The organism is Solwaraspora sp. WMMA2080, from assembly GCF_027497395.1.
Classification (GTDB): Bacteria; Actinomycetota; Actinomycetes; order Mycobacteriales; family Micromonosporaceae; genus Micromonospora_E.
Genome location: NZ_CP114910.1, coordinates 5,542,989 through 5,568,992, shown reverse-complemented (window position 1 = coordinate 5,568,992; position 26,004 = coordinate 5,542,989). Strand labels below are relative to the sequence as shown.

Here is a 26,004-nt window from a genome sequence, read left to right as displayed (position 1 = left end):
ATGCGGAGCCGACGAAACTCGACCTTCGACAGGAGCACCGGTGGTCGTCACCCCTCCGCCATTCACCGTGACCCGGGAGTTGCCGCCATACACCGGCATCCTCGCCGTCGACGCCAAAGGTTTCACCGCCGAGCCCGGCGGCACCCATCAGGACATCAACCAGCTCATTCCCCAATTGGTCCAGCAGGCCTTCGACGCGGCGGCGATCGGCGAAGCCTGGCAGGACCCGCTGTTCTACGGCGACAGCGGCGACGGGCTCGCGATCGGCGTACCGACCCGGCTGCTCCCCGCCCTGGTGCACCCGTTCCTGGCGGTGCTGCAGCACGTGCTGGCCGAATACAACGCCGGTGTCTCGCGCGGCCAGCCGGTCATCCGGCTGCGTGCCAGCCTGCACGTCGGGCCGCTGCCGGTCGATCCGGACCGGCCGGAGCGGGCCGGCAACGGCACCGCCCGCAACGAGACGCACCGGCTACTCGACTCCGACGCGGTCCGGATCATGCTCGACTCGGCCCAGCCGACGATCACCCACGTCGCGGCGATCCTGTCCGACCGGGTCTTCACCGACGTCGTCCGGGCCGGCTACACCAGCCGGCATCCGGACCACTTCATCGAGGTCTCGGCGACCGTGCCGGGCAAGAGCTTCAGCCAGCAGGCCTGGCTGTACGTGCCGGAGCCGTCCGGCAGTCTGCTGGCGGTGCCACGGTTCGCCCCGCAGCCGACGGTGCCCGAGTCAGCGGGCGGCCCGGCGGCACCGGACAGCGAACGCGCACCCACCGGCAACGCCGGCGGTCGACAGCCCGCGCAGACCGGCGAGCTGCGAATCCGCAGCAACTCCGGGCAGGCGGCCAACCAGGTCAACGGTGGGATGTGGCAGTCCCGGGGCGGACGTCACGGATGATCCGTACCGACCGGAACCTGCCGGAACTCGCCGAGCCCGACCGGCCGGAGCCGGCCGACCAGGACCTACCGGAGCTCGCCGACCGGGACCTACCGGAGCTGGCTGACCTCGATGACCTCGACGCGCTGGACGAGCTCGACGGCGGCGGTACCGACCTGCCAGCCGGCGGCACCGGTGCCGCCGTGACCGTCGACCACAACGACGGGCAGGTCGCCAATGTCGTCTACGGCGGTCTGCACCAGTACGTCCAGCGGGTACGGGACTACCACGAGCTCAGTGCCGAGTACGTGCGGGACCGGCTGGCCGGATTCGTCGACCCGGGCTACCGCACCGTCGCAGGCGACCGGCTGACCGCCGAGACCGCGGTCGCCCGGATGCGTCGGGACGGCGGAGTGATCCTGGTCGGCGGCCCCGGGACCGGGCGGTACACGGCCGCGCTGCGGCTGCTGCACGGCACCGGGCTACGGCTGCGGGAGATCCGGCCGACTTTCGACCCTGCCCGTGGCGAACAGCTGACCATCGCGGAGCTGCCGGTCGCGCCGGGCTACGCGTACCTGCTCGAACTGCCCGAACACGCCCCGCACATCCGGTACGGCTTTGCCCGGGACATCGCTGCCTACTGCGACAGCCTGGCCCGGCGGGGTTCGGCCATCGCGGTCACCGTCACCGGTACGACCTGGGAGCAGCTCGGCGCGGTACGCGACGGCCCGGTGCTGCACGTGGCGGCACCACCCGCCGATCTGGTCCTCGGCCGGCGGCTGCATCAGCTTCGGCCGGATCTGGCGCTCGACTGGCTGACCGGTCAGCCGCAGATCGCCGAGCTGTTGGTTGACGCGTCACCCGCCGAAGCGGTCCGGCTGGCCCAGCTCGCCGCCGACGTGCTGACCGCCCAGCCTGGGCCGGCCGGCCCGCCGGTCACCGCCGGAACCGACGCCGGCCGGCAACTGGTCGAGGCGCTGGTCTCGGCGTACCGCAACTGGGAGGTGGAGCTGACCGCCTGGTTCCACCACCATCCCGACCCACGCCACCGGGCGTTCCTGGTCGCCGCCGCAGCGTTGGAGGGTGCCCCGGCGGGACGGGTGCTCAGTGCCGCCGAGGCGCTCGACGCCCGGCTCGCCGGCACCGACGCACCACCGGCCAGCCTCGGGCACGCTGGCGTCCGTACCCTGGTCGAGACCGTCGACGCGTACCTCGACGACGATCACACGGTCCGCTACCGCCGGGCCCGGTACGCCGAGGCGGTGCTCGATTTCGTCATCACCGACCGGGCCGACACGTTCCAGCGCGAACTGTGGCGGTGGGTGTCCGAGCTGCCGCTGCGGGGCGGACAGCGGCGCGGTCCCGTCGACCGTGCGTTGGCCACCCGCAGCGCCGAACTGGTGCTGCACACCGCGCTCCGGCGGCGTACCCCCGAGATTCTCAGCCAGGTGGCACCGGCCTGGAGCCGGCGCGCCGGGCTGCGCGGGGCGCTGGTACACGTGCTGGGCATCGCCGCGCTCAGCCCGGAGATCGGTGCCGCCGTCCGCCAGCAGCTCTACCGCTGGGCGCAGGGCAGCAGCAACCCGGCCGTGCTGATCGCGGTGGCCGAGGTCTGCGGTGGCGAGTTCGCCGACTTCTACGTCGAACAGGCGATGGTCCGGCTGGGCCACCTGGCCCGGCACGACATCGCCGAGGTCGACGAGGCGGTACTCACCGCGCTGGCGGCACTGTGGCGGCGGCCGGCGCTGCGCCAGCCGGTGCTGCTGCGGTTGGCGCACTGGCTGGCCGACGACCAGCCGCGGCGGGCCGCGCTCGCCGCCGTCGCGCTGAATCTACTCGGCCGGCCGGAGCAGCCTCGGGCCGGCGACGGCCCAGCGCACGGCCCAGTCGACCCGGCGCACGGACCAGCCGACCAGCCCACCGGGCCACAGGCGCCGGTCCGGCAGCCCGACCGGGTGCTCGCCGAACTCGTCGTGGCCACCCCGGTGGTCCAGGACGCGATCGGGGTGGCGCTGGGCCGCGTGCTGGACGTCCGGCAGCTGCCGGGCAGCGTCGAAGCTCTGCTGCACCGGTGGTTCGACGACGCGGCGGCCGACCCCGGGCTGGTCGACGCGCTCACCCACGTCCTCGGCCGCACCGTCACCGCCGGTCCCGCCGCCGCCCGGCGGGTGGCCCGGCTGCGCGCGCTGCTGACCGCCTGGCCGGCCACCGACGACCCGGCGCGTCAGGCGGAACTCCGCCGGCACCTCGTCGACCAGCTGCGCCGTGCGAACCCGATCGCGGCCCGCCCACGGCCCGCACCGCTACTGCCGTCTCTGCTCTCCAGTGCCGCCGAGGAGTTGTGATGCCCGGTTTCTTCGACGTGTTCCGTAGCAGCCCCGTACCGGTGCTGCCCGGTCCGGACCAGGACGAGTTCACCGACCGGCTACCGGCAGCGCTGTCCGGCACCGAGTTCGTCGCCACGTTCGCCACTGCGTGGCAGCCGCTGCGCCAGCATGACCGGGCCGCCGCCACTGTCCGCTGGTGCATGCTGGACGCGGCCCGCCGGATCGCCGCCCCGCGCAGGGTCACCGAGCGGACCATGCTGGAGGCCGAGCTGAACACCCGGCTGCCGCAGATGGATCTGACCGCCTCGCACCTGCGGCTCCTGGGCTGCACGGTCAGACTGGCGGTGGACGCCCAGGCCGAGCAGGACACGCAGACGGTCGACAAGCTCACCCGGGAGCTGCGGATGCAGCGGCTGCGGCAGCAGTTGGAGCAGGAGCAGATGGGCTACCTGCGGGACAAGGTGCTCACCGACCCGGCGACCGCTCGGTCCTACTGGTTCATGCACCACCCGGACGCGTTGACGTCGCTGCTCGACGACACCTTCGAACAGGTCGCCGCGAAGCTGACCGGTGGCGGCGACCAGCAGACCGCGGTGATCGCCGAGACGGTGCAGGACTTCGTCGGTGGTCTCACCGCCGACGAACGGCGGTACCTGCTGGACCGGCTCGGCGATGTGTTCGTCTCCTTCGACCGGGGTGACCTCGCCGGCCGGGTCCTCGACGCGTGACCGCCGACCCCGTACTCAGGTCAGGTCGGCGTCGTGCACCAGTACGGCGATCTGCACCCGGTTGTTCAGCTCCAGCCGGGACAGCAGCCGGCGCCGTGACATCGCCTGGTCCGTTCGGCGGTGGCCGGGTGGTCGTCGGTCCGGGCGCGACCGAGCGGTACGGCGGTCGGCCTGCTCGCCGGGTCGGTGCTGGCTCGGCGCTGCGCCGGCGGGCGGCAGTTCTGGCGCCGGGCCGGGCCGTGAGGACGGTTACCTCAGCGACGTCACTGGGTACCAGGTTGCCCATCCGCCGGCCGGATCCCACCACCAGCAGGTGCGGCGGGGCCGGTACGGCGTCGACGAGTTGAGGAGGCAGTGATGCGTGGCGGTTCGATATCCGGCGTGATCGTGCTCATCTGGCTGGTGATCGGGGTGGTCGCGGCGGTGCAACGCGGCTACTTCGAACGCGACGACACCAACTGTGCCCATGCCGGCACCACGGTCGTGACGGTGATCGCCGGACCGTTGAACTACATTGGCGTCAACCCGAAGATCGACTGCGACCTCCCCGAGCCGTCCGAGTGACCGGACCTTCCGAGTGACCGGACCTTCCGAGTGACCGGACCGGTGCGCTGTCAGTCGTCGGCGAGGTGCGGCGGAAAGCCGCCGGTGGCGATCGGCCCCCAGCGGTCCACGACCATCCGGATCAACGACTTGTCCTGCCGGCGCATCGCCGCGCGGTACTCGTCCCAGTCCGGATGCTCGCCGGCGACGCAGCGGTAGTAGTCGACGAGCCCGTCCAGCGCGTCCGGCATGTCGATCACCGCTGCCACCCCGTCGAGCTGCACCCACGGTCCGTTCCAGTCGTCGGAGACGACACAGGCGGACACCGTCGGGTCACGGCGGATGTTGACCGTTTTCGCCCGGTCCGGGTAGGTGGCGACCAGCAGCCGGCCGTCGGCGTCGACCCCGCAGGTGACCGGGGACGCCTGCGGGCGGCCGTCGGCGCGGGTGGTGATCAGGACCGCCCGGTGCCGGGTCCGCAGAAAATCGACCAGGCCGGCCCGGTCGACGCGGGTGTTCGTCGCGATGGCACGTGCCATGTGTACGGCTCCTCAGGTTCGCCGCAGTCGGCTGCGGAGACGGGTGTGCTGGGCTGTCAGGATGATCGTATGAGCCGTACCGAGATGCCGCCGCCGGAGCCGGTCACCGTCACCGCACCGCGCCCGGTCCGCCGGCCGGTCCTGGTGCAGGGCTGGCACGATCTGGCGTTCCTGCACTGGCCGGTGGACCCGGCGGTGGTCGCTCCGCTGCTGCCGCCGGGCACCCGCCCGGACACCCTCTACGGCACCAGCTATGTCGGGCTGATCGGGTTCCGGATGGTCGGCGTCGGTCTGGGTCCCGGTCCGGGCATCCCGTACCTGGGCACCTTCTGCGAAACGAACGTACGGCTCTACTCGGTCGACGACGCCGGCCGGCGCGGGGTGGTGTTCCGGTCCCTGGACGCGGCCCGGCTGCTGCCGGTGCTGGTGGCGATGGCCATCCTGCGGCTGCCGTACCTGTGGTCGCGGATGCGGCTGGACCGCGCCCACAGTGGCCTTTGCACCGGGCTGAGCTGGTCGACCTGGCCGACGACCTGGTCACCGCCGGCGGGCTGCCGGCACCGGAGGGCCCGCCGGTGAGCGTCCTCTACTCCCCCGGCGTGCCGGTCCGGTTCGGGCGGCCGGTCACCGTCACAGGTCGCGCAACGCGCGGTGCAGCACGTCCCGACTCCGGTCCGGCGGGTCGGCCTCGATGAAAAGCCGCCCGACGGCGGCCGCGTACCGGTCGACCTCCTCCCGCTTGTCCAGGTAGAGCGCGCTGGTCAGGTGCTCCAGGTAGACCACGTCGGGTAGCTCCTGCTCCGGGAAGCGCAGGATGCTGAAGGCCCCGCCGGCTGCCGCGTGCCCGCCGCTGCGGAACCGGACCACCTGCAGCCGTACGCCCGGCTGCTCGCTCGCCTCGGCGAGCGCCTCGATCTGCCCGCGCAGCACCCGCGCTCCGCCGATCGGCCGGCACAGCACCGCCTCGTCGATCACCGCCCAGACGCGGGGTGCGTCGGCCCGGTCCAGCACCCGCTTGCGAGCCATCCGCAGCTCGACCCGGCGGTCCACCTCACGGACACCGGACTCGCTGAACCCGATGTCGATGACCGCGCGGGCGTACTCCTCGGTCTGCAGCAGCCCCGGCACGAACTGGATCTCGTAGGTGCGGATCAGGCTGGCCGCCGACTCCAGGTCCAGGTAGTACTGGAACCAGGTGGGCAGCAGGTCGCCGTACGGATGCCACCAGCCTGGCTGGTTGGTCTCCCGGGCGAGGGTGATCAGCTCGTCGCGTTCCAGGTGGTCGGTTACACCGTAAAGGGTGAGCAGGTCGTCCACGTCGCGTTCCTTGAACCCGACCCGGCCCAGCTCCATCCGACTGATCTTCGACTCGGAGGCCCGGATGGTCCAGCCGGCGTCCTCCCGGCTGATCCCCTTGGCCTCGCGTAGTCGGCGCAGCCGAGCACCGAGCTGCATCCGGCGGACCGTCGGTCCGCCGGCGGCGTACTCCCGGTGCCCGACGACGCTCATCGGCTCACGGCTTACGGCCGACGCCGCAGTACTGGTCGATGGCGGGCGCGTGTGCCTGCTCCGGCTCCGGCCGCCACCGGGTCACCGACACCACCCCCGGCTCCACCAGAGTGAGCCCGTCGAAGAACCGTTCGATCCGATCCGGGCTGCGCAGATGGTACTGCGGGTTCGCGGACTGGTTCCAGATCCGGGCGGCCTCGACCACCCCGGGGCTGGTGTCGCCACCGTCGTAGAGCGCGAGGTGGCTGCCGGACGGCAGGACATCGAGCAGGCTGCGCACGATGTCGCGGGCCTCGTCGTCGGAGGCGATGTGCCCGAGGATGCCCATCAGCATCAGACCGATCGGCTGGCTGAAATCGAGGGTACGGCCGGCTTCGCGCAGGATCGACGCGGGGTCGCGCAGGTCGGCGTCGACGTAGTCGGTCACGCCTTGCGGCGTGCTGGTCAGCAACGCCCGGGCGTGCGCCAGGACCAGCGGGTCGTTGTCGACGTAGACGATCCGGGTCTCCGGAGCCACCGCCTGGGCCACCTCGTGGGTGTTGTCGGCGGTCGGCAGGCCGGTGCCGATGTCCAGGAACTGCCGGATCCCGACCTGCCCGGTCAGGTAGCGCACCGACCGGACCAAGAAGCCCCGGGAGAGCCGGGCATTTTCCACGATCTGCGGGAACGCCGCCCTGATCTGGTCAGCGACCTCGCGGTCGACGGCGTAGTTGTCCTTGCCGCCCAGCCAGTGATTCCAGATCCGGGCCGTCTGCGGCACCGAGGTGTCCAACTTGGGCACCGGGCGCGAGCCGCCATTGGATTCATCGACCATCTGTAGTATCCCTCACGGATCGGGCGTATTCGACGGCTTGCCAGCATAACCACGGCAGATCAACATGACCATGCTCGCATGTGGAAGTTCCAGTCACCGTGCGATGATCAGCTCACGGAGCTGGGCCACCGGCTGCGGCCGGCCATACCGGTAGCCCTGCGCCCGCTGGCAGCCGATCGCCGCGACCGCACCGTGCTGCATCTCGGTCTCCACCCCTTCGGCGACCACCACCAGCCCGAACGCGTCGGCCAGCCGGGTGACCATCTCGACCGTGGCGTAGGCCTTCGGGTCGGGCGAGTCGAGCCGGTCCACGAAAGACCGGTCGATCTTCAGGTCGGTGGCCGGCAGGCGGTGCAGGTAACTCAGCGACGAATAGCCGGTGCCGAAGTCGTCGATCGAGATCCGTACGTCGAGTTCACGCAGCTGGGCGAGTCGGGACAGCACCTCGTCGGTGCTGTCGATCAGTGCCGTCTCGGTCAGCTCCAGGGTCAGCCGGGGGGCGGCCAGCCCGGCCACCGACACTGCCCCGGCCACCATGGCGATCAGATCCGGGCGGCGCAGCTGGGCCGGCGCCAGGTTGACCGCCACCGTGGTGCCGGGCGCCAGCTGCTGCCAGGCGGCCGCGTCGTGGCAGGCAGTGGCGAGCACCCACCGGTCCAGCGGCAGCACCAGACCGGTCTCCTCGGCCAGCGGCAGGAACCGGGCGGGGCTGAGCAGCCCGAGCCGGGGGTGCCGCCACCGCACCAGCGCTTCCGCGCCGCCGATCCGACCGGTGCCGACATCGACGATCGGCTGGTACGCCAGCTCGAACTGGCCGCCGTCGTCGACCGCCCGACGCAGGTCGGCGATCAGTTCGGCCCGGTCGACCGCCGCCCTGCGCAGCTGCGGCGTACAGAACCGGTACGCGGACTTGCCGGCTGCCTTCGCCGCGTACATTGCGATGTCGGCGTCGCGCAGCAGATCGGCGTCGCCGTTGTGGTGCGGCCCGTACTCGGCGATGCCGATGCTCGCCGAGGTGACTGTGCCGTCGGCGAGCACCGCGAGCAGCCGGTCGGCCAGCCCGGCCGGGTCCCGGGCCGGGTCGAGCAGGACGGCGAACTCGTCGCCGCCGAGCCGGGCGAGCAGCCCCGCGTCGCCAACGGCGGACCGCATCCGGGCCGCCACCTCGCTGAGCATCGCGTCCCCGGTGGCGTGACCGAACCGGTCGTTGACCTGTTTGAACCCGTCGAGGTCGAGCAGCAGGACGGCGACGCGGCCCGGCTCGGTCAGTGCCGCGATCGACTGCCGCAGCTGGCGGGTGAACAGCAGCCGGTTCGGCAGCCTGGTCAACTGGTCGGTATAGGCGAGCCGGCGCAGCCGGGCGGCGAGCCGGCGGTTCTCGTTCGCGGCCAGGGCCTGCCGGACGGCCAGCGCGGCGAGCAGCGCGACACCGCTGGCATAGATCACCGACGACGGTTCGCCGGCGGTGAGGACCGCTGCGATCGCCGCGCCGACAGTCAGGTACGGCAGCGCGACCCGCCACCACGGCAGCGGCGGCGGCTCGGCGGTCTCGTCGGTTTGATCGAGGTCGGCTGGGGGCGGGTGCCGGCTGGCCAGCGCGACCAGCAGGTAGCTGAGCGGCCAGCAGACGTCCACCGGGTGACCGGGCTGGTAGGTGCCCTGGGCGATCATCGAAACGTAGACGGCGTCCGCCCCGGCCCGCACCGCGAGGCTGACTCCGAGCAGGGTCAGCGCCGGCCACAGCGGTCGAGCCGGTCCGGCGACCGAGATCAGGACGACAAGCTGGATCAGGTCCAGCATCGGGTAGAACATGCCGAGCGCCGTCGCCGTACCGTCCAGTTCTGCGCTGGCCATGTCCCGGTACACGACCACCCAGGCGACCGGGAGCAGCGCCAGCCCGACGATCACCCCGTCCAGCAGCACCCGGGCCCGGCCGACCGCGCTACGCGGTGCGGAGACCGCGCTGAGCAGCGCGGCGGTTCCGGTGACGAGGCCGGCGAAGAAGATCAGGCCGATCAGTGGGGTGTGTGGCAGTGCGTTGGCGGTGAGCCGGCCGACGGTCCAGACGACCCGGCCGATGGCGGCAAGGGTCATGGTCGTCGCCAGCAGCACCCAGAATCGGCGAAGCTGCGGTGGGTGGCGGCGGGCAGCGATCCCACAGGCGGTGGCGGCGCAACTGGCGACGGTGATTGCGCCGAGGTCGCTGACCAGTGCAGCGGCTGGGCCGCCGGCCAGCAGCCACCCCGCCTCGACGGTGATTGTCAGGACCCCGGCGACGACGGCCCAACGACGCGCCCCGCCAGGTCTGTCTGCTGCCACCGGCGGAATCTATCGTCCGTGACGGATACCGCAAGGCAGGCTGTCGGCGAGTTTACAAGGGACCTGACCGGGTGGACCTTCCATCGCGGCCGGTCAGCCGCTGGCGGACACCCGTCGGTACGGTGCCCGCCAACGGCTCTGCGACGTCCTGTTCGCTCAGCCGGCTGGCTGCTCGGCGATCCCGAAGCGCACGCCGCCGTCGTCGTCCACTGCGGCGTCGAGTGACTTGTCCTGCAGCAGGTTGGCCGCCTCGGCGTCGAGGAAGACACGGGCACCGGACGAATCCACCACCTGGTCGCCCGCGATCGGCTGCTCGGCGACGGTCAGGGTGAGCGACCCGGCGGTCGGGTCGGCCGAGATCCGCAGGCCGGCGCTCTCCGGTGCCTGCTGCTGAGTGGTGATCTCGCGAATCACGAAGACCGCGTTGTCGGTCATGGTCAGCATGACAACTCCTTGATCGGATTTCGGAACTACCGGAAACAGGTGATGGCTCACGCGGCGAGGCGGCTCAGCGGCAATGTCGGGTTTGGGGCTGACGGCGCGGCGGACAGTGCGCGGCGGGCGGTCAGGGCGGGCGGCGGAAGCTCCAGGGACTGGGTCGGTCAGCGGCCGTCTACCCGCCCACCGTGCCGGACATCCACCAATCAGTCAAATCTCCACGTTACCCGACTGTCGCCGATGTGGCTGCCGATCGCGTCGTCGGCGCCGGCCAGCCGGGCGACGGTGACCGGTAAAGCGCCGTCCAGGCGGTATCCCACTCCGTGGACGGTTCGCACCACCGGGAGGTCGTCGCCGAGCTTGGCTCGCAACCGGCGGATGTGCACATCGATACTGCGCGGCCCGGACCGGCGGTGCCCGCAGACCCGGTCGAGCAGCTGGGCCCGGGTGAACACCTGCCGAGGGTGGCTGGCGAAGCAGTGCAGCAGATCGAACTCGCGACGGGTCAGTTGGATCTCGTCGGCTCCGAGCAGCACCATCCTGGCCTCCGGGTAGATCCGTAGTGCGGGGTGCCCGACGGGATGGCCGGCCGGCGGTCCCGCGACCGGGCGGCGGTCGGCACCGGTCAGCACCTGCTCGCCGGCCAGGTGCTCCAGCAGATCCATGAGGTGGGCTCGAAGGGTGGCGTCCATCCGGTTATAATGACAACGGTTTTCATTTCAGTCGAGGGGGCGTGCATGCCGTCACCGTCAGCTCCGGTCGGCCGTACCACCCACCGGGCCGCCACCACCCGCCCGGCGGTCACCGTACTGTCCGGTTTCTGGCCCGCCGCCACGATGGCCGTCGCCCGGACCCTGCTCGCCGCCGACCCGGCCCTGCTCGTCGTCCGCTACGACGTCGGCCCGGCACACGACGGTGCCCCGCACCGGGTGCTCCGCGACGGCACCGGCCCGGTCGAAGACGTCCGCCTCGACCTCGTCGACGGCTGCGTCTGCTGCACCCTGCGGGCGGACGCGCCGACCACGTTGGCCCGGCTCGCCGCCGCCCGACCCGGCCGGGACATCGTGCTGGTCCTGCCCGAAGTGGTCGAACCGGAGACGCTCGCCGCCGCCTGCGCGCACGGCCGGGTGGCCGGGCGAACGGTCTGCGACCTGGTCCGGTTCGACTCGTACGTCACGGTCGTCGCCGCCGACCACCTGCTCGACGGCCTGGCCAGCACCGACGACCTCGGTCAACTCGGCATCGCCGCCGCCCCCGGCGACCGCCGTCGGCTTGCCGACGTGATTGCCCGGCAGATTGAGTACGCCGACACGGTCGTGCTGTGGGGCGGGTCGATTGACCAGGCCTTCGAGACGCACCGGCTTGGTGTGCTGCTGTCCCGGATGGCCCCGTGGGCGGTGCACCTACGGGCCGGCGACCAGCCGACGATCGACGCCACCCGGCTCGCCGGCCAACTGCGGCACACCGACCGGCACCGGCCGGAAACGCCGACGGTCCTGGACCGTGGCGTCGAGGGTCACCTGATCGGGGTGCACGAGCCGGTCGCCGACTGCGGCGTCGTCTCCGCGGTGTTCCGGGCCCGCCGCCCGCTGCACCCCGCCCGGCTGTACGCCGCGTTGGCCGACGTCACGGCGGGTCCGCTGCGGTCCCGTGGGCACCTCTGGCTGGCCAACCGGCCGGAGGCGGTGATCGGCTGGGAGTGCGCCGGCGGCGGACTCACCCTGCGCACCCTCGGCCGGTGGCTGGTCGACCTGCCGGACGAGCAGTGGGAGCAGGCCAGCCCGCAGCGCCGGCTGGCCGCCGCGCTGGACTGGGACCCGTACTACGGCGACCGGCACAGCAACCTGGTCTTCGTAGGCGTCGACTTCGATCCGGTCGACCTGCACCGCCGGCTGGCGGCCTGCCTGCTCACCGACGCCGAACTCGCTGACGGCGAGGCCGGCTGGCGGAACCTGCCGGACCCGTTCACCGGTGGTGGGGTCGGCCCCGGCTGACCCGGCCGGGGCATACGTCAAAGGGCCGGACCCCGGGGTACGGGGTCCGGCCCTTCGCGCTGAGCTTGGGGTGTTTCGGGTCAGCTGTTCCAGTGCTGGGCGACGAGTTCGGCGGCCTGGGTCTCCCACTGCGCGTAGTGGTCCGGGTACGCCGACACCTGGACGGTCTGCGCGGCCTGGGTCAGCGGCATGTCCTGCCAGCCGTCGACGGCCTTGAGCCCGTTCAGGAACGCGGTGGTGGAGTACTCCACGTCGGTGATCTGCTCGACGGTGCCCCAGCCCGACGACGGGCGCTGCTGGAACAGGCCCTGCGAGTCGTGGTCGTTGCGGTCACCGAGGTGGCCCAGGTTCTCCAGCTTTGACTCCTGCAGGGCGGTGGCGATGGCGACCACGGCGGCCCGCTCGTGCATGCCGGCCTTCTTCGTGGCGGCGATGATGCCCTTGACGTTGTCGGTCTGCTCGCCGGACAGGCTGATGCGGGACTGTTCGCCCTGCACGCCGTGCGGGGTGAGCTTGTCGGTGTCGACGCTGTCGCTGCTCGCGGCGGCCGCGGGTGCGGTCAGGGCGGTGGGGGCGTGGTCGGCGGCCAGGGCGGGGGCGGCGACCGCGCCGCCGGCGAGGGTGAGCCCGGCGATGCCGAGGGCGGTGGTGCGCAGGCTGGTACGCAGGGTACGGGTGATGATCGTGGTCATGGGGGTCCACCTTCCGTTTGCCGAGGGGGCACACCCGGCACAGCGGGCGGGTGCGCGGTAAACGGTCATCCGGGTGGTACGGGGGTCAGACGCGGTGGCGCGGGTGCGCTGCTGCGCGCCGTGACCATGTACAACCACGCCGGCCCGTCGACGATTCCCGACCGGGCCCACCCGCCGGGCCGCCCGGCCGGTGCCTGACGGCTACGGGCCTGTGCCTGGTGACCGGCGGCCGGCGGCCTGAGCCGCGGGCCGGATTGCGTGGCGCGACCATGCACAACGACGCCGCCCGCCGGATCATTCCGGCCGGCGGGGTCGGGCGATGGCGTCCGCGTGGCATGCTGCTGACCATGCGTGTGCGGAGCGGCCGATGACCGTGGTGTCCGTCATCAACTACAAAGGTGGCGTCGGGAAGACCACCCTCACTGCCAACATCGGGGCTGAACTCGCGTACCGCGGGCACCGGGTGCTGCTGATCGACCTGGACCCGCAGGCCAGCCTGACCTTCTCCTTCGTCGAACCGACAATGTGGGAACGGGAGCTGGCCGACGAACGGACCATCCTGCAGTGGTTCGGTGACGTGCTGGACCGGGGCGGGGCCGCACCACTGGACCCTTACGTGCTCACCCCGCCCACCGTCAACGAGGTGATCGGTCAGCACAGCGAAGGTCGGCTCGACCTGGTGCCGTCCCATCTGATGCTCACCGACGCCGACCTCGACTTCGCCGCCAGCCTGGGCGGATCTCGGTTCCAGCACGGCAGCCCGCGCTTCCTGTCCCTGCACCGGGCGCTCGCCGATGCGCTCGCCGCACCAGCGTTCACCGACTACCAGGTCGTCCTGGTCGACTGCCCGCCGAACTTCACCATGGTCACCCGCACCGGGGTGGTCGCCAGCGACCACATCCTGATCCCGGCCCGGCCGGACTACCTGTCCACGCTCGGCATCGACTACCTGCGCAAGAAGGTCTCCGAGCTGGTGACCGACTACAACCGGGTCGCGGCGGGCCGGGCCGACCAGATCAGCCCGGAGATCCTCGGCATCGTCTTCACGATGGTCCAGTACACCGGGCACGGGCCGCTGCTGGCGCTGCGCAACTTCATCGGCCATCCTGCGACCATCGAGATCCCGCGCTTCCAGCAGATGATCCGCGACAACAAGACGGTGTTCGCCTCCGCCGGTGAGCACGGCCTGCCCGCGGTCCTGATGCCGGACGCGAACGTCAACGTCCAGTACGAGTTGCAACAGCTCGCCAGCGAGTTCCTCGCCAAGATCCGCCCGTAGGAGAGTCCTGTGACCAGCGCCGCCGACCTGTCCCACGCCGTCCTGATCCGGGTCGCGGACTTCCTCCGTACCCTGCCGCCGGAGCAACTGGCCGCACTCGCCGACGGCACCGCGCAGCTGACGGTCGCCACCGCCACCGCCACCGCCGGGCCACAGCAGCCTGCGGCACCGGCACCGGCACCGACCCGCCGGAGCCGGGCCGTCAAGGCGGCGAAGCCGGCGGTCGTCGTCGACAGCGACCGGATCCGCGCCGACCTGGCGGCGATCGACGACCGGGTGGCCGCCGGACGCTACCTCGACGATCTCGGGCTGAAGGTCGCCGAGCTACGGGCCCTGGCCACCGAACTCGGGGTGGCGTTGCCGAGCCGGGCCGCCAAGTCCGTCATCCAGCAGAACATCGTCCAGGCGACCGTCGGCCGGCGGCTCACCTCGGCGGTGCTCAGCCGCCCCGCCAGCAGCTCCTGACGACAGCGCAGCACCGCCCGGTCACTAGCTCCGCACTGTGGCAAGTCGGTTGCGGATGGTCAGTCGCCGAGCTGGCGGCGTACCTCGTCGATGACTTCCGCCCAGTGTGCGGCCGGCGCGCCGGCGCGCAACTGACCGGCCAGGTGCTCGGCGAGCAGCCGGGTGGACCGTTCGGTGAATTCGGACTGGTCGTCGGCCGAACCCGGATCCGGGCGGTACGGCGTGTTCAGCGGCAGGGGGTCGCCGACGCAGACCACGTCCAGGTGGCCGGTGGTGCGGGTCAACGCGACGTACAGCATCCGGTGGCCGCGTTCGTCGTCGGCGACAATCTGCTCCGGCTCGACGACCACCACGGCGTCGAACTCCAGGCCTTTCGCCTCGGCCGGGCTGACCAGATTGATCGCCGCGCCGAGATCGCCCTGCTGGGCGCTGCTCCAGGCGATCTCGTTGTCGGCGAGCGCCGCCTCGACCTCGCGGCGGCAGCGCGGCGGGCAGACGACGCCGACGAACGCGCCCCGCGCGGCGTGCTCGCCGGCCACCGCGACGACCCGACCGGCCCGATCGGTGAGCCCGACCCGATGCACGCCGGGTTCAGCCGGACCGTCCCGGACCACCTCCGGTGGTGTCACGCCGGGCGCGGCGACCTTCAGCAGCCGGGCGGCGAACTGGTACGCCTGGCGGGGCACCCGGTAGCCGTACCGCAGCGGCGCGACCCGCACCGGGCAGGTCGACGGCAGATGCCGGGTCACCTCGTCCCAGCTGTCCCGGGCCCAACCGCCGGTCGACTGGGCCAGGTCGCCGACGACCGTGCACGAGCCGGTGCGGCTGCGCCGGGCCACCGCCCGCAACTGCATCGGTGACAGGTCCTGCGCCTCGTCTACCACCACGTGCCCGTACCGGCGCGACGGCCCGCCGTCGATCAGCTGGTCCAGCTCGTCGAGCAGCGGCAGGTCGGCGGCGGACCAGATCTCCTCGGAGATCCGGTCGGCGCCGCGCCGGTGCAGCAGCGCCAACTCGTCGGCGGTCAGCCCGTCGGCGGCCGAGCCAGTGGCGGCAGCCGCCGGGCCGGCGGCGGTGCGCAGCCGGGGCCGGGACGCCAGCAGGCCGCGCAGGAACGCCGCCGGGCTCTGCTGCGGCCAGAGCCGCTCGACCAGGTTGGCCAGCGCCGGTTCGCCGCGCGGGTCGACGCCTGACCGGTCCTGGACCAGGTCGGCGAGCCGGTCACGGAACAGCTGACGGCGACCGTTGTACGGCAGGTCGGCCGCGGCGGCGGCGTCGAGTGCCTGCTGCACCTGCTCGCCGGGCAGGGTGACGAACCGGCTGCCCAGCAGCAGCCGCTCCGCCGGGTCCGGGGTGCCGATCCGGTTGCGCAGCGCCCGGTCGAGCAGGCCGGCCATCCGGGCGTCGCCCTTGATCCGGGCCACCGCCGCCGGCTCGGCCCGGCCACGCCGTACCGTCGGGGCGAGCCGGCTGATGTCGCGCAGCTCGACCTCGGCGTCGCCGAGCCCGGGCAGCACCTGGCCGATGTAGCGCATGAACGTCGGGTGCGGGCCGACCACGAGTACGTCGTCGGCGGTCAGCTCGGAGTGCTGGAACAACAGCCAGGAGACCCGGTGCAGGGCGATGGCGGTCTTGCCGGTGCCCGGGCCGCCCTCGATCACCAGGACCTGCTGCAGCGGGGCACGGATCAGTTCGTACTGGGCGGCCTGGATGGTGGCGACGATGTCGCGCAGGGTGCCGGTGCGGCCCCGGGCCAGCTCGGTGAGCAGCTGCGCGTCGACGCCGGCCCGACCCGACCCATCGGTCGACCCGCCCGCGATCCCGGCGGCGATCCCGGCGAACAGGACGTCGTCGAGGTGGTCGATGACGTTGCCGGTGCACTGGAATCCGCGTTTGCGCGCCAGGCCCTGGGGCTCGTCGGGGCTGGCGGTGAAGTAGCGGGCCGCGGCCGGCGACTGCCAGTTGATCACCAGCGGGTCGCCGCCGTCGGGCGAGCCGATCAGGTGCCGCCCGAGGTAGTACGCCTCGCCGGACTCGTCGTCGATGCGGCCGAACGCGACCGCGTCGGCGGCGCCGCCGAGAGCCCGGGTGACGGCTTCGGCGTGGTGGCGCAGTCGGGCGGCGGTGGCCCGGTCGGCCCCGCTGCGGGCCAGCGAGCCGAGTGCGGCCACCCGCCGGTCGCGTTCCCGGGCGGCGGCGTCGAAGTACGCCTGTTCGGCGGCGATCTCCGCTGACATGTCGGCCATGTGCACGCTCCCCGGGTCGGCAGACCCGGCACACCGTACCGGTGCGGGCGGGAGCCGGACAGCCCCCGAGTGTGCAGGACCGCCGACCCGGGACGCGGTGGTCCCGGGTAGGTGGGCGAGCCGTGCCGTCGTTCGTCGGCTCTGCCGATCAGACGAAGTTCACGTCACTGCACCACATGTAGGCCTGGTCGAGGTGGGACGCCTGCCAGATCACGAAGACAATGTGGTGTCCGGTGTAACCGGAGGTCGAAACGTTGAAGCTGATGTTCTGTGCCGGCGCGTACCGGCCGGTCTGGGTGATGAAGTCGAGGTTTCCCCACCCGAGCCGCTGGGTAGCGGGGTTGAACCCGTTCTTGCTCACGTAGACCCGGAAGAAGTCGGCGCCATGGCTGGCCTGGTCGTACAACTGGATCGTGAAGTTGCGACCGACGTTGGTCTTCTTCCACTGTCCGGGCTGGTTCAGGCTGTTGTTCCGGGAGAGGGCGTTGCTGCACAGCTGACCATCGGGGGTGCGGCCCTGGAAGCTGCCGCCGAGCCCGTCGCGCAGCGCGCTCATCCAGTTCCACATGGTGTCCGGGTTGGCCTGGAAGGCCTGCCAGCACATCGGGTCCTGCTGCTGCATGGCCGGGTTCATGTGCTGGTGTCCCCAGTCCTGCCAGCACTGGTAGGCGCGGCTCGCCGGGTTGACGATGGTGCCGTGAGCCTGCGCCGCGCCGGTGAACGGCAGCATGCCGGCCATCAGGGCGAGCAGCAGAAAAAGCGCTCGAACAGGCTGGCGGGCGGCCGGTCGGGATCGCCGACCGCGTTGATCGAGGTTGCGTGAACGCACGGTACATCCTCCGTTCCTGGGCGCTCATACGGGTGCGGGCGCTTCCACCCGACTATCGCACCCATTGGTCTAGATATCAATGATTGTCTATAGATATCTGTTATTGTCGGACTGCCCGGAGGCGCCCCCGCAACGACTCCGGGCAGTTCCCGATCCAGGAAAGCGTTGATCTGGCAATCAGCGATCAACAGTTGCCGACCTAGTCGGCCGCCAGCGACTCGACGACCGGTTGACGCAGCGCCCGGCGGGCCGGCAGCAGCGCGGCGACCGCCGCCACCGCGACGACGACCCCGAGCTGCGTCCAGGGCAGGTCCAGCCGGAAGATGTCGTCCTCGGCGCTGTTGAGCACGGCGAGCGCGCTCGCCGCCCCGGCCACCCCGATAGCGATGCCGCACGCCGTACCGCTGACCGCCGTCAGCACCGCCTCGGTGGCGAGCATCCGGCGCAGCTGGCCCCGGGTCAGACCGACGGCCCGCAGTAAGGCGTTCTCCCGGGTCCGTTCGACCACCGACAGGGTCAGGGTGTTGGCCAGACCGAGCAGCGAGATGAGGATCGCCAGGGCCAGCAGCGCCAGCACGAACCGCAGCACCGTGTCGACGGTACTGGTCCGCGCCTCGGCGTACGCCGCCCGATCGACGAACGCCACGAACGGATAGCTGACGACGATCGACTCCACCGCCTCGCGGGCGGCCTCGGCACCGACGCCGGCTGCCGGGTCGAGCTGCACCAGCCAGGTGTCGATGTCGGGGTAGGCGGCGGTGACGTCGATCACCCGGCCCGGCCCGAAGTCCCGCACGTCCCCGTCGGCCACCGCCAGCTCCGCCTTGGTCAGCAGGTCGGGGTGGCCGGCGGCCACGTCGAAACCGCCCGGAGCGCCGTACACCTCGGCGCCGTCGAGCACCACGCCGAGTTCCGGTAGGTCACGAAGCCGGTCGATCAGCTCGGGCGGCACCGGGTCCAGGTCGGACTGCACCAGGAAGGCGGCTCCGATCCGGACGTCAACCTCCCGCTCCACCGCTCGTTTGACGCTGTGCCCGCCGACCGAGAACGCTGTCACCAGCCCGATGCCGATCACCAGCGCCATCGCGGTGGCAGCTGCCGGTCAGGCCGTACGGGCCGTTGGCGAGCACCCACGCGGAACCGACGACGGCGACGATGGCCAGGTCGAACAGCAGCTCGCGGCCGCGGATCATCCAGCTCGGCGGGGTCGGGGTCGGCATGCTACGAGCGTACCCAGGTCAGGCACTGGACCCGGCCGACCGTTGGCCCGGGTCAGGCGTTGGACTTGCCGACCATGGCTCCGGCGATCACCCGGTCCATGCCGGGCAGCCCGGCGGCGGCCAACGCGGCCCGCCGTACGTGCAGCCACCACCGGTGCTCCGGCACGAACCAGCGGACCCCGCGCCGGGCCACCTGCTGTTTGTCGGTGACGACCGGCCGCATCGCGGTCTCGTAGCGGCGCAGCGCTATCGCCAGCACGCCGGGGTCGGCGCCGGCGGCGGGGTCGAGTGCCCGGGTCAGCTCGGCGGCGAGGGTCTGCGCCCCGGCGACGGCCAGCGAGGCGCCCTGCCCGGCGAGCAGGGACACCGCCTGGCAGGCGTCGCCGACCAGGACCACCCGGCCCTGGCTCCAGGCCGGCATCTCGATCTGGGCGACCTGGTCGTAGTAGATGTCGTCGGCGGGTGGACAGGCGGCGAGCGCCCGCGGGGCGATCCAGCCGAGGCCGGCGTACTCCTGCCGCAGGGCCGACCGGGGATCGGCCGGCAGCTGCGGGTCGGTGGTCCGGTGCACGGCGAAGACGGCGATCCGCCCGTCGCGCAGCACGTAGCAGCCGAGCTGGCGCCGGGTGCTGTCGGTGAGGGCGAACTCGTCGCCGATGGCGTCGCGGGCCGCCGGGTCGTCGAACACCCAGGCGGCGGTGTGGAAGCCGAGGTGGCGCAGGTAGTGCCGTTCGTCGCCGAAGGTCAGCCGACGGACGGTGGAGTGGATGCCGTCGGCACCGACCAGCAGGTCGGCCCGGTGGACGGTGCCGTCGACGGCGGTGGCGTCGACCCGGTCGGCGCGGTGGTCGATGCGGGCCAGCCGGCTGCCGTAGCGCAGCGCGACCCGGCCTGGCAGCGCCTCGCGCAGGATCCGTTCCAGGTCGGGACGCATGATGCTGACCAGCCGACCGTCGACGATGCCGGCGAACCGGGAGTAGCTGAGGCTGGCCCGGCGGCGGCCCTGATCGTCCCGGTAGGTCAGCGCGGTGACCTGGTAGCCGTACTCGTGCAGTTGCGGCAGCAGCCGCATCCGTTCGATCGCGTCGTAGCCCGGCCCGAAGAAGTCGATCATGTAGCCCTCGGTACGCGGCGCCGGCGCCTGTTCGAGGACGGTCACCGCCCAGCCGGCGGCGTCCAGCCGGTGGGCCAGGGCCAGCCCGGCGATCCCGGCGCCGCAGATGACCGCCTTCACTGTCGGTCCCCTTCCGTCGTGGCGTTGTCGGTGGTGCTCATGCTGAGCTGTCGGTGATGTCGTTGGTGACCAGGCGGATCAGCGGTCCGGCGACCGCGTCCGAGGTGAGGCCGGATGACAGTGGACGGTGCAGCATGAGGCCGTCGAGGGCGGCGGCCAGCACTGCGGCGCTGCCCGGCGGGTCGGCGACGCCGTGGCCGGCCAGCCAGTCGGCGATCCGGCCGCGCAGCCCGTCGAGGATGCCGGTCAGCACCTGGCGCAGCTCGGCGTCGCGGGCGGCGGCCAGGTACACCTCGGCGAACAGCAGCGAGGTCGGGTCGGTGCCGGAGTATCCGTCGAGGGCGGCGAGCAGAGCCCGTACTCCGGCCTCGGGGCTCACGGCCCCGGTGAGCAGGGTGTCCAGCTCGCCGGCGAGGTCGGTCATCGTGCCGGTGGCCGCCTCGATCAGCAGCGCCCGCACCGAGGCGTAGTGGTAGTGGACCAGCCCGGGGGCGACCCCGGCCCGGTCGGCAACGAGCCGGGTGCTGACGGCGGCCCAGCCGCGCTCGGCGATCAACGCGACGGCGGCGGCGCGCAGCCGGGCCCGTACCTGCCGGCCGCGTTCGGCGGCGGTCTGCGTCACGTCTCACCTCCGGAACGGCGACTGTTGGGCGATTGCCCTGGACGCTCGTATTGGGCGACCGCCCAACAATCTACCACGCCAACCCGGTCCGCGAGATCGGCTCTGGATTCCGGGGTGCCACCCGTGCGACCCTGTTTGCAATAAGTAGTCGCCCGATCACCAATGGCTACCCCTCGGCCGGAGGCGTGCGTGAGCGAGCTGTACCGGACGCCGCACCACCAACCACCACCAGGCAAAAACAGCGACACGACCCCGATGCAGGTGCTGGTCACCGGCATCACCCCGCCGGTGCCGTCCGCGACACACGGCGCGATGACCACCCTCGTCGGCCTACGCCTCGACGGCCCCCAGCGCTGGATCCGGTTCGACGAGATCCCCGCCCACCCGCTCAGCCAGACCGCGCCGGTACGGCGGTACGACATCGTCTCAGCCATCGCCAAGCCGGACCCGGCCGATCCCCGCCCGGAGAGTTGGCGAGTCCACGACGCAACCCTGCGGGTCCGTCACGAAGCCCGGCGGTGGCCCGGACGCGCCGCGGTCCTGCACCGGCACGCCGAATGGTCCATGTGCGACCTGGAAGACTCGGCGGCACGGCACCCCGACGCCCAGTCACTGGCGCTGATCCGGGTCGCCGAACTGCGCTACGTACGGGTCAACCGGACCCCGGTGGCACCGCCGGCCGAACGCTGGTCCGCCGCCACCTGGCGCCGCACCGAGCCCGACCTGTTCCGTCCGGTGGTGCACGACCTGCTGCGCCGACCGCCGTTCACCGTCGCCTACCGCTACCACTGCCACCATCCGGTCTGCCGCAGTCACGTACAGGACTTACGCGACTGGGACGTGGTGGCATACCAACGCGCGCGGCAGAAATACTGCGGGCTGCCGCTGCGGCGCGCGCTGGCACGTGAGTTCTGGTGGCCGTTGTGCCAGCCCGGCCGCGAGGTGGCGTTCCTGGTCGGCAGCCGCCGCGACGCCCCGGCCACCTTCGACATCCTGGACACTGTCATCCTCCGCCGCTAGCCCCGTCCCCTTCGGACTGGTCAGGGACTCCGGGCGAGTTGCCGTCCGGTCTCGGCAGCCTCCGGCAGGCCGAGCACGGTGAACAGGTCGTGGGCCAGGATCAGCTGTTCGCGGGACTCCTGGTCGGCGCCGAGCGCGTGCAGCACCCGCGAGAGCACCGCATAAGCGTAGGCCTGATCTCGCTGGTCACTGAGCCGCTCGCAGTGCCCGGCCGCCTGCCGGGCATGCCGGAGAGCGAGCTCCAGCTCGCCGGTCTCCCGTAAGGCATCCGCCAGCCGGTAGCGCGCCCTCGCCTCCCGCACGTGCAGACCGGCTGACACACACAGATCGAGGCACCGGCCGAACCATGACACGGCGTCCTCGTACCGCTGCTGGTCGACCGCCGCAAACCCGAAGACATACCACGCGTACGCGGTCGCGCCGTCGTCCAGCAGGTCGTCGAACGAGTCCAGGGCCTCCCGGCAAGCGCCCTCGGCCTCGGCAGACCGTCCACGGTAGGGCTCAGCGCGATCTTCGAGGCGCTGGAGCACCACCTTGGTGGACTGCGCGGCCTCGCTGGCGGCGGGACGACGCTACGCCGCGCGGGTGAGATCTCCCGCGACGTGACGCTCAGCCAGGACGTGGCGCTCGGCCTGCTCGGGGAATTGCCCGACGGGCCGATGGGGTGCCTACCCTTCCGGGTGGTGACCAGCGGCGCCGAGATTGACGTGCCGCTGTTCCTTCCGTGCCGGACTACCTCGACGAGGAAGCCGACCCGCTGCGGGACAGTCTGGGTGACCACTACGACTACACCGGGGTGAGCCGTTACTCCTGCAACAACGGCTGGGCGGCGGAGACCATCACCGGTCAGCGGCTGTACCTGATCGACATGACCACCGATCTGGGCGTGCCGGCGATCTTCGCCTACCTTCCCACGCAGGATGGCGAACCGGCCCGGATCCGCGGCTGCGGCGCCTCACTCTCCCGCCACTATGCGATCGCCCGTGCGGTGAGCGAGCTGGTCCAAATCCACCTGGCGTCCTCGCTCGGGAACATCCACTCCGCGTTCGCGGCCATGGCGCCCGTCCGGCACGACTGGACGACGCCCTACCCCGCGCTCCATGCCTGTTACCGAAGCGACTTCAGCACCCGGCTCGGCGACGCCATCCTGGTGCCGTACCGGGACACGGAAGCGCCGGACACCGCGGTTGGCCATTTCGACGCGCTCATCGATGCCCTCGTCAGACGCGGCTTCACGCCGCTGCAGCGAGACCACTACGTCACCGGCAACCTGGCCGTGGTCAACATCTTCGTCCCCGGCCTGGAGCGGTTCATGCTCGTCACCGACGGACAGGGTGGTGGTGCCGGGGAAGCGCGGCATGGCGGTCAAGAACAACGGAACACCACCTGGCGGCTTCTTGAACAACGCCGAATAGCCCACGTTGATCATGGCACTGGGTCGGTTGCCGCTGGCCGGCCGAACACCAGACACGTCAAAACAACGGTGACAGGTATCTGGTGTTCGGCTCGTGCACCCGACAACCGGCCGGCCCTGGCGCGGCGGCCCGGCCGGCCGGACAATCGGCAGCATGGCGATGCTGTGGCTCGGCGGAGCGGTGCTGCTGACCCTCCTCAGCGGCTTCCTGTTGGGCCAGGAACCGGGACTCACCTTCGTCACGGCCGTCCTGGTGCTGTGGGCAGCTGCAGCCGCCTACGTGGTCGCCGCCATCTGGCCCGCTCGCGCAGCTTCCGGTAACCGGGCCAGCCGGTTGACGACGGTCGTCATCACCGGACGCACACTGCTGGGGATCGCGGTCGGAGCGCTCAGTCTCGCCTTCGCCGGCGCGTACGGCGAAGGCAACCTTTCGCCGTACGGCGAACAGGTCACCGCCGAGGTCACCGATGTCCGTGACGGGTGCGTGCCGGGCACCGAACTGTGCCACCCCAGCTACCAGCTCTCCGTCGGCGGCGACGATCTCGGCTGGGTTCCGTTCTGTGGGCCGGCCGAGCCGGTCGGCTCGATGGTCGAGGTCGACATCGACCCACTCGGTCAGCGAGAGCCGCTGATCGTCTCCTGTATCCCCGGGCGGGACGCGGGACGAACGATCACCACAGCGTGGCTCGGTGGCGTCGGCGCCATCGGCCTGGTGGCTGTCGTCGGCCCAGCCTGGCGTGCCGCCCGCTCCCGGGGCCTTCGTCGACCCGACGTCACCGAGCCGGGCTGACCCCGGAGCCGGAGTCAGCCGACCAGCTCGTCCGGCAGGTCGGCCAGGAGCTTTCTGGCCTCGGCGACATCCGGGGGGTCGGGGCCGTACGCGCGTACCAGGACGGCCAGCGACTCGCGCAACGTCGCGGCGGCCGCCGCCACCTGCCCGGAGCCCAGCTGCAGCAGCCCGATCTGCCGGCGCAGGTCGAACGTACCCGGATGGTCTGCGCCGTGCTGCCCTACCTCGTCGGTGAGCAGGGCGTCGAGCAGCTGCAACGCCTCGGTCGACTGCCCGATCAACGCATGACAGGTGGCCTCCTTGAGCCGGCAGGCCACCGCCAACTCAGCAGCCGAGCCGCCGGACGCCGGGCCGGCGACGGAGCCCGCAGCGCCCGCAGACGCGGCGGAGCCGGCTGCGGCGGCCAGATCAGTGGCCAGCTCCCGGTACACGGGGATCGCGCCCCGGTAGTCGCCGCCTTCGAACAGCACGCTCGCCAGCTCGAACCGCAGGCTCGCCACATCACCGTCGGTGGGGCCGAACACCTGCGACGCCGGACCGGCGACATCGGCGAGCACCTCGGCCGCCTGGTGGAACCGGGACTGCCGGACCAGGCGGCCGGCTTCGCTGCGGGCCCGGTCCAGCGCCGTACGACTGAGCGTCGGCTCAGCCTCAGCCGACGGAGCAGACAGCTCCGACGCAGCCGGCGCAGCTGGGGCCGCCGGGTCCGGGCGGGCAGCCAGCACCCGGCCGAGAACCTCCGCGTACATCCGCACCGGGCTGGGCCGTGTCGGCGGCGCCAGCGCCCCGGGCAGCGGGCCGAGATCCGTCGCGTACGGCAACAGCCGGCGGTACACCTCGTCGGCGCTGCCCGGCCGCTCGTCGGGGCGCTTGGCCAGCAGCGCCGCCAGCAGCTGCGCCAGCTCGTCCGGCGCGTCCGGACGAAGCCGCCGCAACGATGTCGGCACCCCACTGACCTGCTGGTTCATCAGTACGTACGGGCTGGAGCCGGTGAACACCTGTGCGCCGGTGAGCATCTCGTGCAGGGTGCAGCCGAGCGCGTACAGGTCGGTCTGCGGGCTGCTCAACTCGGCGCGGATCTGCTCCGGCGCCATGTACGCCGGGGTGCCCAGGCTCTACCCGGTACGGGTGATCCGGGACAGGTCGGTACGGTCCAACGCCACCGCCAGCCCGAAGTCGAGCACCTTCACCCCGCCGTCCGGCTCGACCATGAGGTTGTTCGGTTTCAGGTCGCGGTGCACCAGCGACGCCCGGTGCGCCACCGACAGCACCGCGCAGGTCTGCGCGGCGATCGCCGCCGCCCAGCCGACCGGCAGTTGGCCCTGCTCGGCGACCAGGTCGGCGACGCTGATCCCGCCGACCCGCTGCATCACCAGGAACGGCCGGCCGTCGTGGCTGCCGACGTCGAACACGGCCGGCACCCCGGGATGCTGCAGCCGGGCGGTGATCCGAGCCTCCCGGAAGAACCGTTTCACCAGCTCCGGGTCGGGTTCGAGGTCGGGGAACCGGATGAACTTGACGGCGACTTCCCGCTCCAGCTTCACGTCCCGGCCGAGCCACACCTCGCCCATCCCGCCCCGCGCGATCATCTGCTCCAGCTCGTAACGGCCTTCGCTCAACGCCGGCAGGCTCACCTCTCGCTACCTCTCCGCAGCAGTCGACGGTGGTCGCAGGGTGCCGTCGGCAAGCCCGGCGAACCCTTGCCGGATCAACGCCTCCCCCAGCGACACCGTGCGCCGGAGACTGTCCTCGAAGGTGACCAGCCGCCGGAACGCCTCACCGTAGCCGCGTTGCTCGGCAAACGGTAGTCGGGGGATCACCACCCGTCGGGCGTCGGTGCGGGCCAACGCCGACGAGCTGCGCACCGCACCACTGGTCCGGCTCTGCGCCGCGCGCAGAAACCCGGCCAGGAAGTACGGGTCGACCCGCGCCGGGTCGACCCGGAACAGCAGCAGCTGCGGGCCGAGCACCGCGCCGCCGCTGTCCAGCACCCGGGCGGCGGGTTCCCGACCGACGACCTGGTCAGCGCGTTCCTGCGCGACTGGCACGCCACCACCGTCTGGCAGACCCCCACCTCATCCCGTTGACCCCGCCGGGCTCGTCTG

At 71.9% G+C, this 26,004-nt stretch carries 25 protein-coding genes and 2 pseudogenes; 12 read left to right on the top strand and 15 right to left on the bottom strand.

Annotated elements, in window-relative coordinates:
* The first annotated feature begins 40 nt into the window (after positions 1–40).
* The 5 genes from O7543_RS25495 (at position 41) to O7543_RS25475 (ending at position 4,496) form a co-directional block, all read left to right on the top strand.
* A complete protein-coding gene (locus tag O7543_RS25495; protein WP_281551550.1) occupies positions 41–898 on the top strand; it encodes a hypothetical protein in 858 nt (285 codons plus the stop codon).
* Positions 895–3,222, top strand: coding sequence for a hypothetical protein (locus O7543_RS25490; RefSeq protein WP_281551551.1), 2,328 nt, complete (start codon positions 895–897; stop codon positions 3,220–3,222). The genes O7543_RS25495 and O7543_RS25490 overlap by 4 nt, the downstream gene beginning before the upstream one ends.
* Positions 3,222–3,932 carry a hypothetical protein gene (locus O7543_RS25485; protein ID WP_281551552.1) on the top strand — a complete coding sequence of 237 codons (711 nt, stop codon included), beginning with the start codon at positions 3,222–3,224 and terminating at the stop codon, positions 3,930–3,932. Before O7543_RS25490 ends, O7543_RS25485 begins: the two co-directional genes overlap by 1 nt.
* 120 nt (positions 3,933–4,052) lie before the next feature.
* Positions 4,053–4,175 carry a hypothetical protein gene (locus O7543_RS25480; RefSeq protein WP_281551553.1) on the top strand — a complete coding sequence of 41 codons (123 nt, stop codon included), beginning with the start codon at positions 4,053–4,055 and terminating at the stop codon, positions 4,173–4,175.
* A gap of 114 nt (positions 4,176–4,289) precedes the next feature.
* Complete coding sequence (locus O7543_RS25475; protein WP_281551554.1) at positions 4,290–4,496, top strand: hypothetical protein; 207 nt, start codon at positions 4,290–4,292, stop codon at positions 4,494–4,496.
* A gap of 50 nt (positions 4,497–4,546) precedes the next feature.
* On the opposite strand, the gene O7543_RS25470 is transcribed toward O7543_RS25475, so the two are convergent.
* On the bottom strand, positions 4,547–5,014 hold the full coding sequence (locus O7543_RS25470) for a PPOX class F420-dependent oxidoreductase (protein ID WP_281551555.1): 468 nt from the start codon (positions 5,012–5,014) through the stop codon (positions 4,547–4,549).
* 84 nt (positions 5,015–5,098) lie between these two features.
* Between O7543_RS25470 and O7543_RS25465 the strand changes: the two are divergent.
* Positions 5,099–5,709 (top strand): annotated as a pseudogene (locus O7543_RS25465) (DUF2071 domain-containing protein).
* On the opposite strand, the gene O7543_RS25460 reads toward O7543_RS25465, so the two are convergent.
* From O7543_RS25460 to O7543_RS25440, 5 genes are all read right to left on the bottom strand, one after another.
* Positions 5,645–6,523, bottom strand: coding sequence for a helix-turn-helix transcriptional regulator (locus O7543_RS25460; protein WP_281551556.1), 879 nt, complete (start codon positions 6,521–6,523; stop codon positions 5,645–5,647). The pseudogene O7543_RS25465 and the gene O7543_RS25460 sit on opposite strands and share 65 nt — an antisense overlap.
* Before the next feature lie 4 nt (positions 6,524–6,527).
* On the bottom strand, positions 6,528–7,337 hold the full coding sequence (locus O7543_RS25455) for an SAM-dependent methyltransferase (RefSeq protein ID WP_281551557.1): 810 nt from the start codon (positions 7,335–7,337) through the stop codon (positions 6,528–6,530).
* 93 nt (positions 7,338–7,430) lie between these two features.
* The gene (locus O7543_RS25450) at positions 7,431–9,656 is read right to left on the bottom strand and encodes a bifunctional diguanylate cyclase/phosphodiesterase (protein WP_281551558.1); all 2,226 of its coding nucleotides are present in this window, start codon (positions 9,654–9,656) and stop codon (positions 7,431–7,433) included.
* 156 nt (positions 9,657–9,812) lie between these two features.
* On the bottom strand, positions 9,813–10,100 hold the full coding sequence (locus O7543_RS25445) for an adhesin (RefSeq protein ID WP_123603598.1): 288 nt from the start codon (positions 10,098–10,100) through the stop codon (positions 9,813–9,815).
* A 200-nt stretch (positions 10,101–10,300) separates the two neighbouring features.
* Positions 10,301–10,786, bottom strand: coding sequence for a winged helix-turn-helix domain-containing protein (locus O7543_RS25440; RefSeq protein ID WP_281551559.1), 486 nt, complete (start codon positions 10,784–10,786; stop codon positions 10,301–10,303).
* A 45-nt stretch (positions 10,787–10,831) separates the two neighbouring features.
* On the opposite strand from O7543_RS25440, the gene O7543_RS25435 reads away from it, so the two are divergent.
* A complete protein-coding gene (locus tag O7543_RS25435) occupies positions 10,832–12,088 on the top strand; it encodes a GTP-binding protein (RefSeq protein WP_281551560.1) in 1,257 nt (418 codons plus the stop codon).
* A gap of 80 nt (positions 12,089–12,168) precedes the next feature.
* Here O7543_RS25435 and O7543_RS25430 read toward each other — a convergent pair whose 3' ends face one another.
* The gene (locus O7543_RS25430; protein WP_281555700.1) at positions 12,169–12,756 is read right to left on the bottom strand and encodes a hypothetical protein; all 588 of its coding nucleotides are present in this window, start codon (positions 12,754–12,756) and stop codon (positions 12,169–12,171) included.
* 391 nt (positions 12,757–13,147) lie between these two features.
* On the opposite strand from O7543_RS25430, the gene O7543_RS25425 reads away from it, so the two are divergent.
* Together O7543_RS25425 and O7543_RS25420 are read left to right on the top strand one after the other, a co-directional pair.
* A complete protein-coding gene (locus tag O7543_RS25425; protein ID WP_281551561.1) occupies positions 13,148–14,059 on the top strand; it encodes a ParA family protein in 912 nt (303 codons plus the stop codon).
* A gap of 9 nt (positions 14,060–14,068) precedes the next feature.
* Positions 14,069–14,524, top strand: a complete 456-nt coding sequence (locus O7543_RS25420; protein WP_281551562.1) for a hypothetical protein — start codon at positions 14,069–14,071, stop codon at positions 14,522–14,524.
* 59 nt (positions 14,525–14,583) lie between these two features.
* On the opposite strand, the gene O7543_RS25415 is transcribed toward O7543_RS25420, so the two are convergent.
* From O7543_RS25415 to O7543_RS25395, 5 genes are all read right to left on the bottom strand, one after another.
* The gene (locus tag O7543_RS25415) at positions 14,584–16,770 is read right to left on the bottom strand and encodes an ATP-binding domain-containing protein (protein ID WP_281551563.1); all 2,187 of its coding nucleotides are present in this window, start codon (positions 16,768–16,770) and stop codon (positions 14,584–14,586) included.
* Between the two features lie 148 nt (positions 16,771–16,918).
* Positions 16,919–17,599 (bottom strand): lytic polysaccharide monooxygenase, encoded by a 681-nt coding sequence (locus O7543_RS25410; protein WP_281551564.1) that lies wholly within the window; start codon positions 17,597–17,599, stop codon positions 16,919–16,921.
* Positions 17,600–17,798: 199 nt separating this feature from the next.
* Entirely contained in the window at positions 17,799–18,683 is an 885-nt protein-coding gene (locus tag O7543_RS25405; RefSeq protein ID WP_281551565.1) for an FtsX-like permease family protein, read from the bottom strand.
* Between the two features lie 188 nt (positions 18,684–18,871).
* Positions 18,872–20,053: an FAD-dependent oxidoreductase gene (locus O7543_RS25400; RefSeq protein ID WP_281551566.1), complete on the bottom strand. Its 1,182-nt coding sequence runs from the start codon at positions 20,051–20,053 to the stop codon at positions 18,872–18,874.
* A 37-nt stretch (positions 20,054–20,090) separates the two neighbouring features.
* Positions 20,091–20,675 carry a TetR family transcriptional regulator gene (locus O7543_RS25395; protein ID WP_281551567.1) on the bottom strand — a complete coding sequence of 195 codons (585 nt, stop codon included), beginning with the start codon at positions 20,673–20,675 and terminating at the stop codon, positions 20,091–20,093.
* Positions 20,676–20,864: 189 nt separating this feature from the next.
* Between O7543_RS25395 and O7543_RS25390 the strand changes: the two genes are divergently transcribed.
* The gene (locus O7543_RS25390) at positions 20,865–21,695 is read left to right on the top strand and encodes a hypothetical protein (protein WP_281551568.1); all 831 of its coding nucleotides are present in this window, start codon (positions 20,865–20,867) and stop codon (positions 21,693–21,695) included.
* 20 nt (positions 21,696–21,715) lie between these two features.
* On the opposite strand, the gene O7543_RS25385 is transcribed toward O7543_RS25390, so the two are convergent.
* Positions 21,716–22,225 carry a tetratricopeptide repeat protein gene (locus tag O7543_RS25385; protein ID WP_281567273.1) on the bottom strand — a complete coding sequence of 170 codons (510 nt, stop codon included), beginning with the start codon at positions 22,223–22,225 and terminating at the stop codon, positions 21,716–21,718.
* A 194-nt stretch (positions 22,226–22,419) separates the two neighbouring features.
* On the opposite strand from O7543_RS25385, the gene O7543_RS25380 reads away from it, so the two are divergent.
* Positions 22,420–23,430, top strand: coding sequence for a YcaO-like family protein (locus tag O7543_RS25380; RefSeq protein WP_281551570.1), 1,011 nt, complete (start codon positions 22,420–22,422; stop codon positions 23,428–23,430).
* Positions 23,431–23,443: 13 nt separating this feature from the next.
* Positions 23,444–23,899, top strand: a complete 456-nt coding sequence (locus O7543_RS25375) for a hypothetical protein (RefSeq protein ID WP_281551571.1) — start codon at positions 23,444–23,446, stop codon at positions 23,897–23,899.
* A 14-nt stretch (positions 23,900–23,913) separates the two neighbouring features.
* Here the strand turns inward: O7543_RS25375 and O7543_RS25370 are convergent.
* Together O7543_RS25370 and O7543_RS25365 are read right to left on the bottom strand one after the other, a co-directional pair.
* Positions 23,914–25,518 (bottom strand): annotated as a pseudogene (locus tag O7543_RS25370) (serine/threonine-protein kinase).
* Between the two features lie 21 nt (positions 25,519–25,539).
* A complete protein-coding gene (locus O7543_RS25365; protein ID WP_281551572.1) occupies positions 25,540–25,947 on the bottom strand; it encodes a hypothetical protein in 408 nt (135 codons plus the stop codon).
* Between the last annotated feature and the right edge of the window lie 57 nt (positions 25,948–26,004).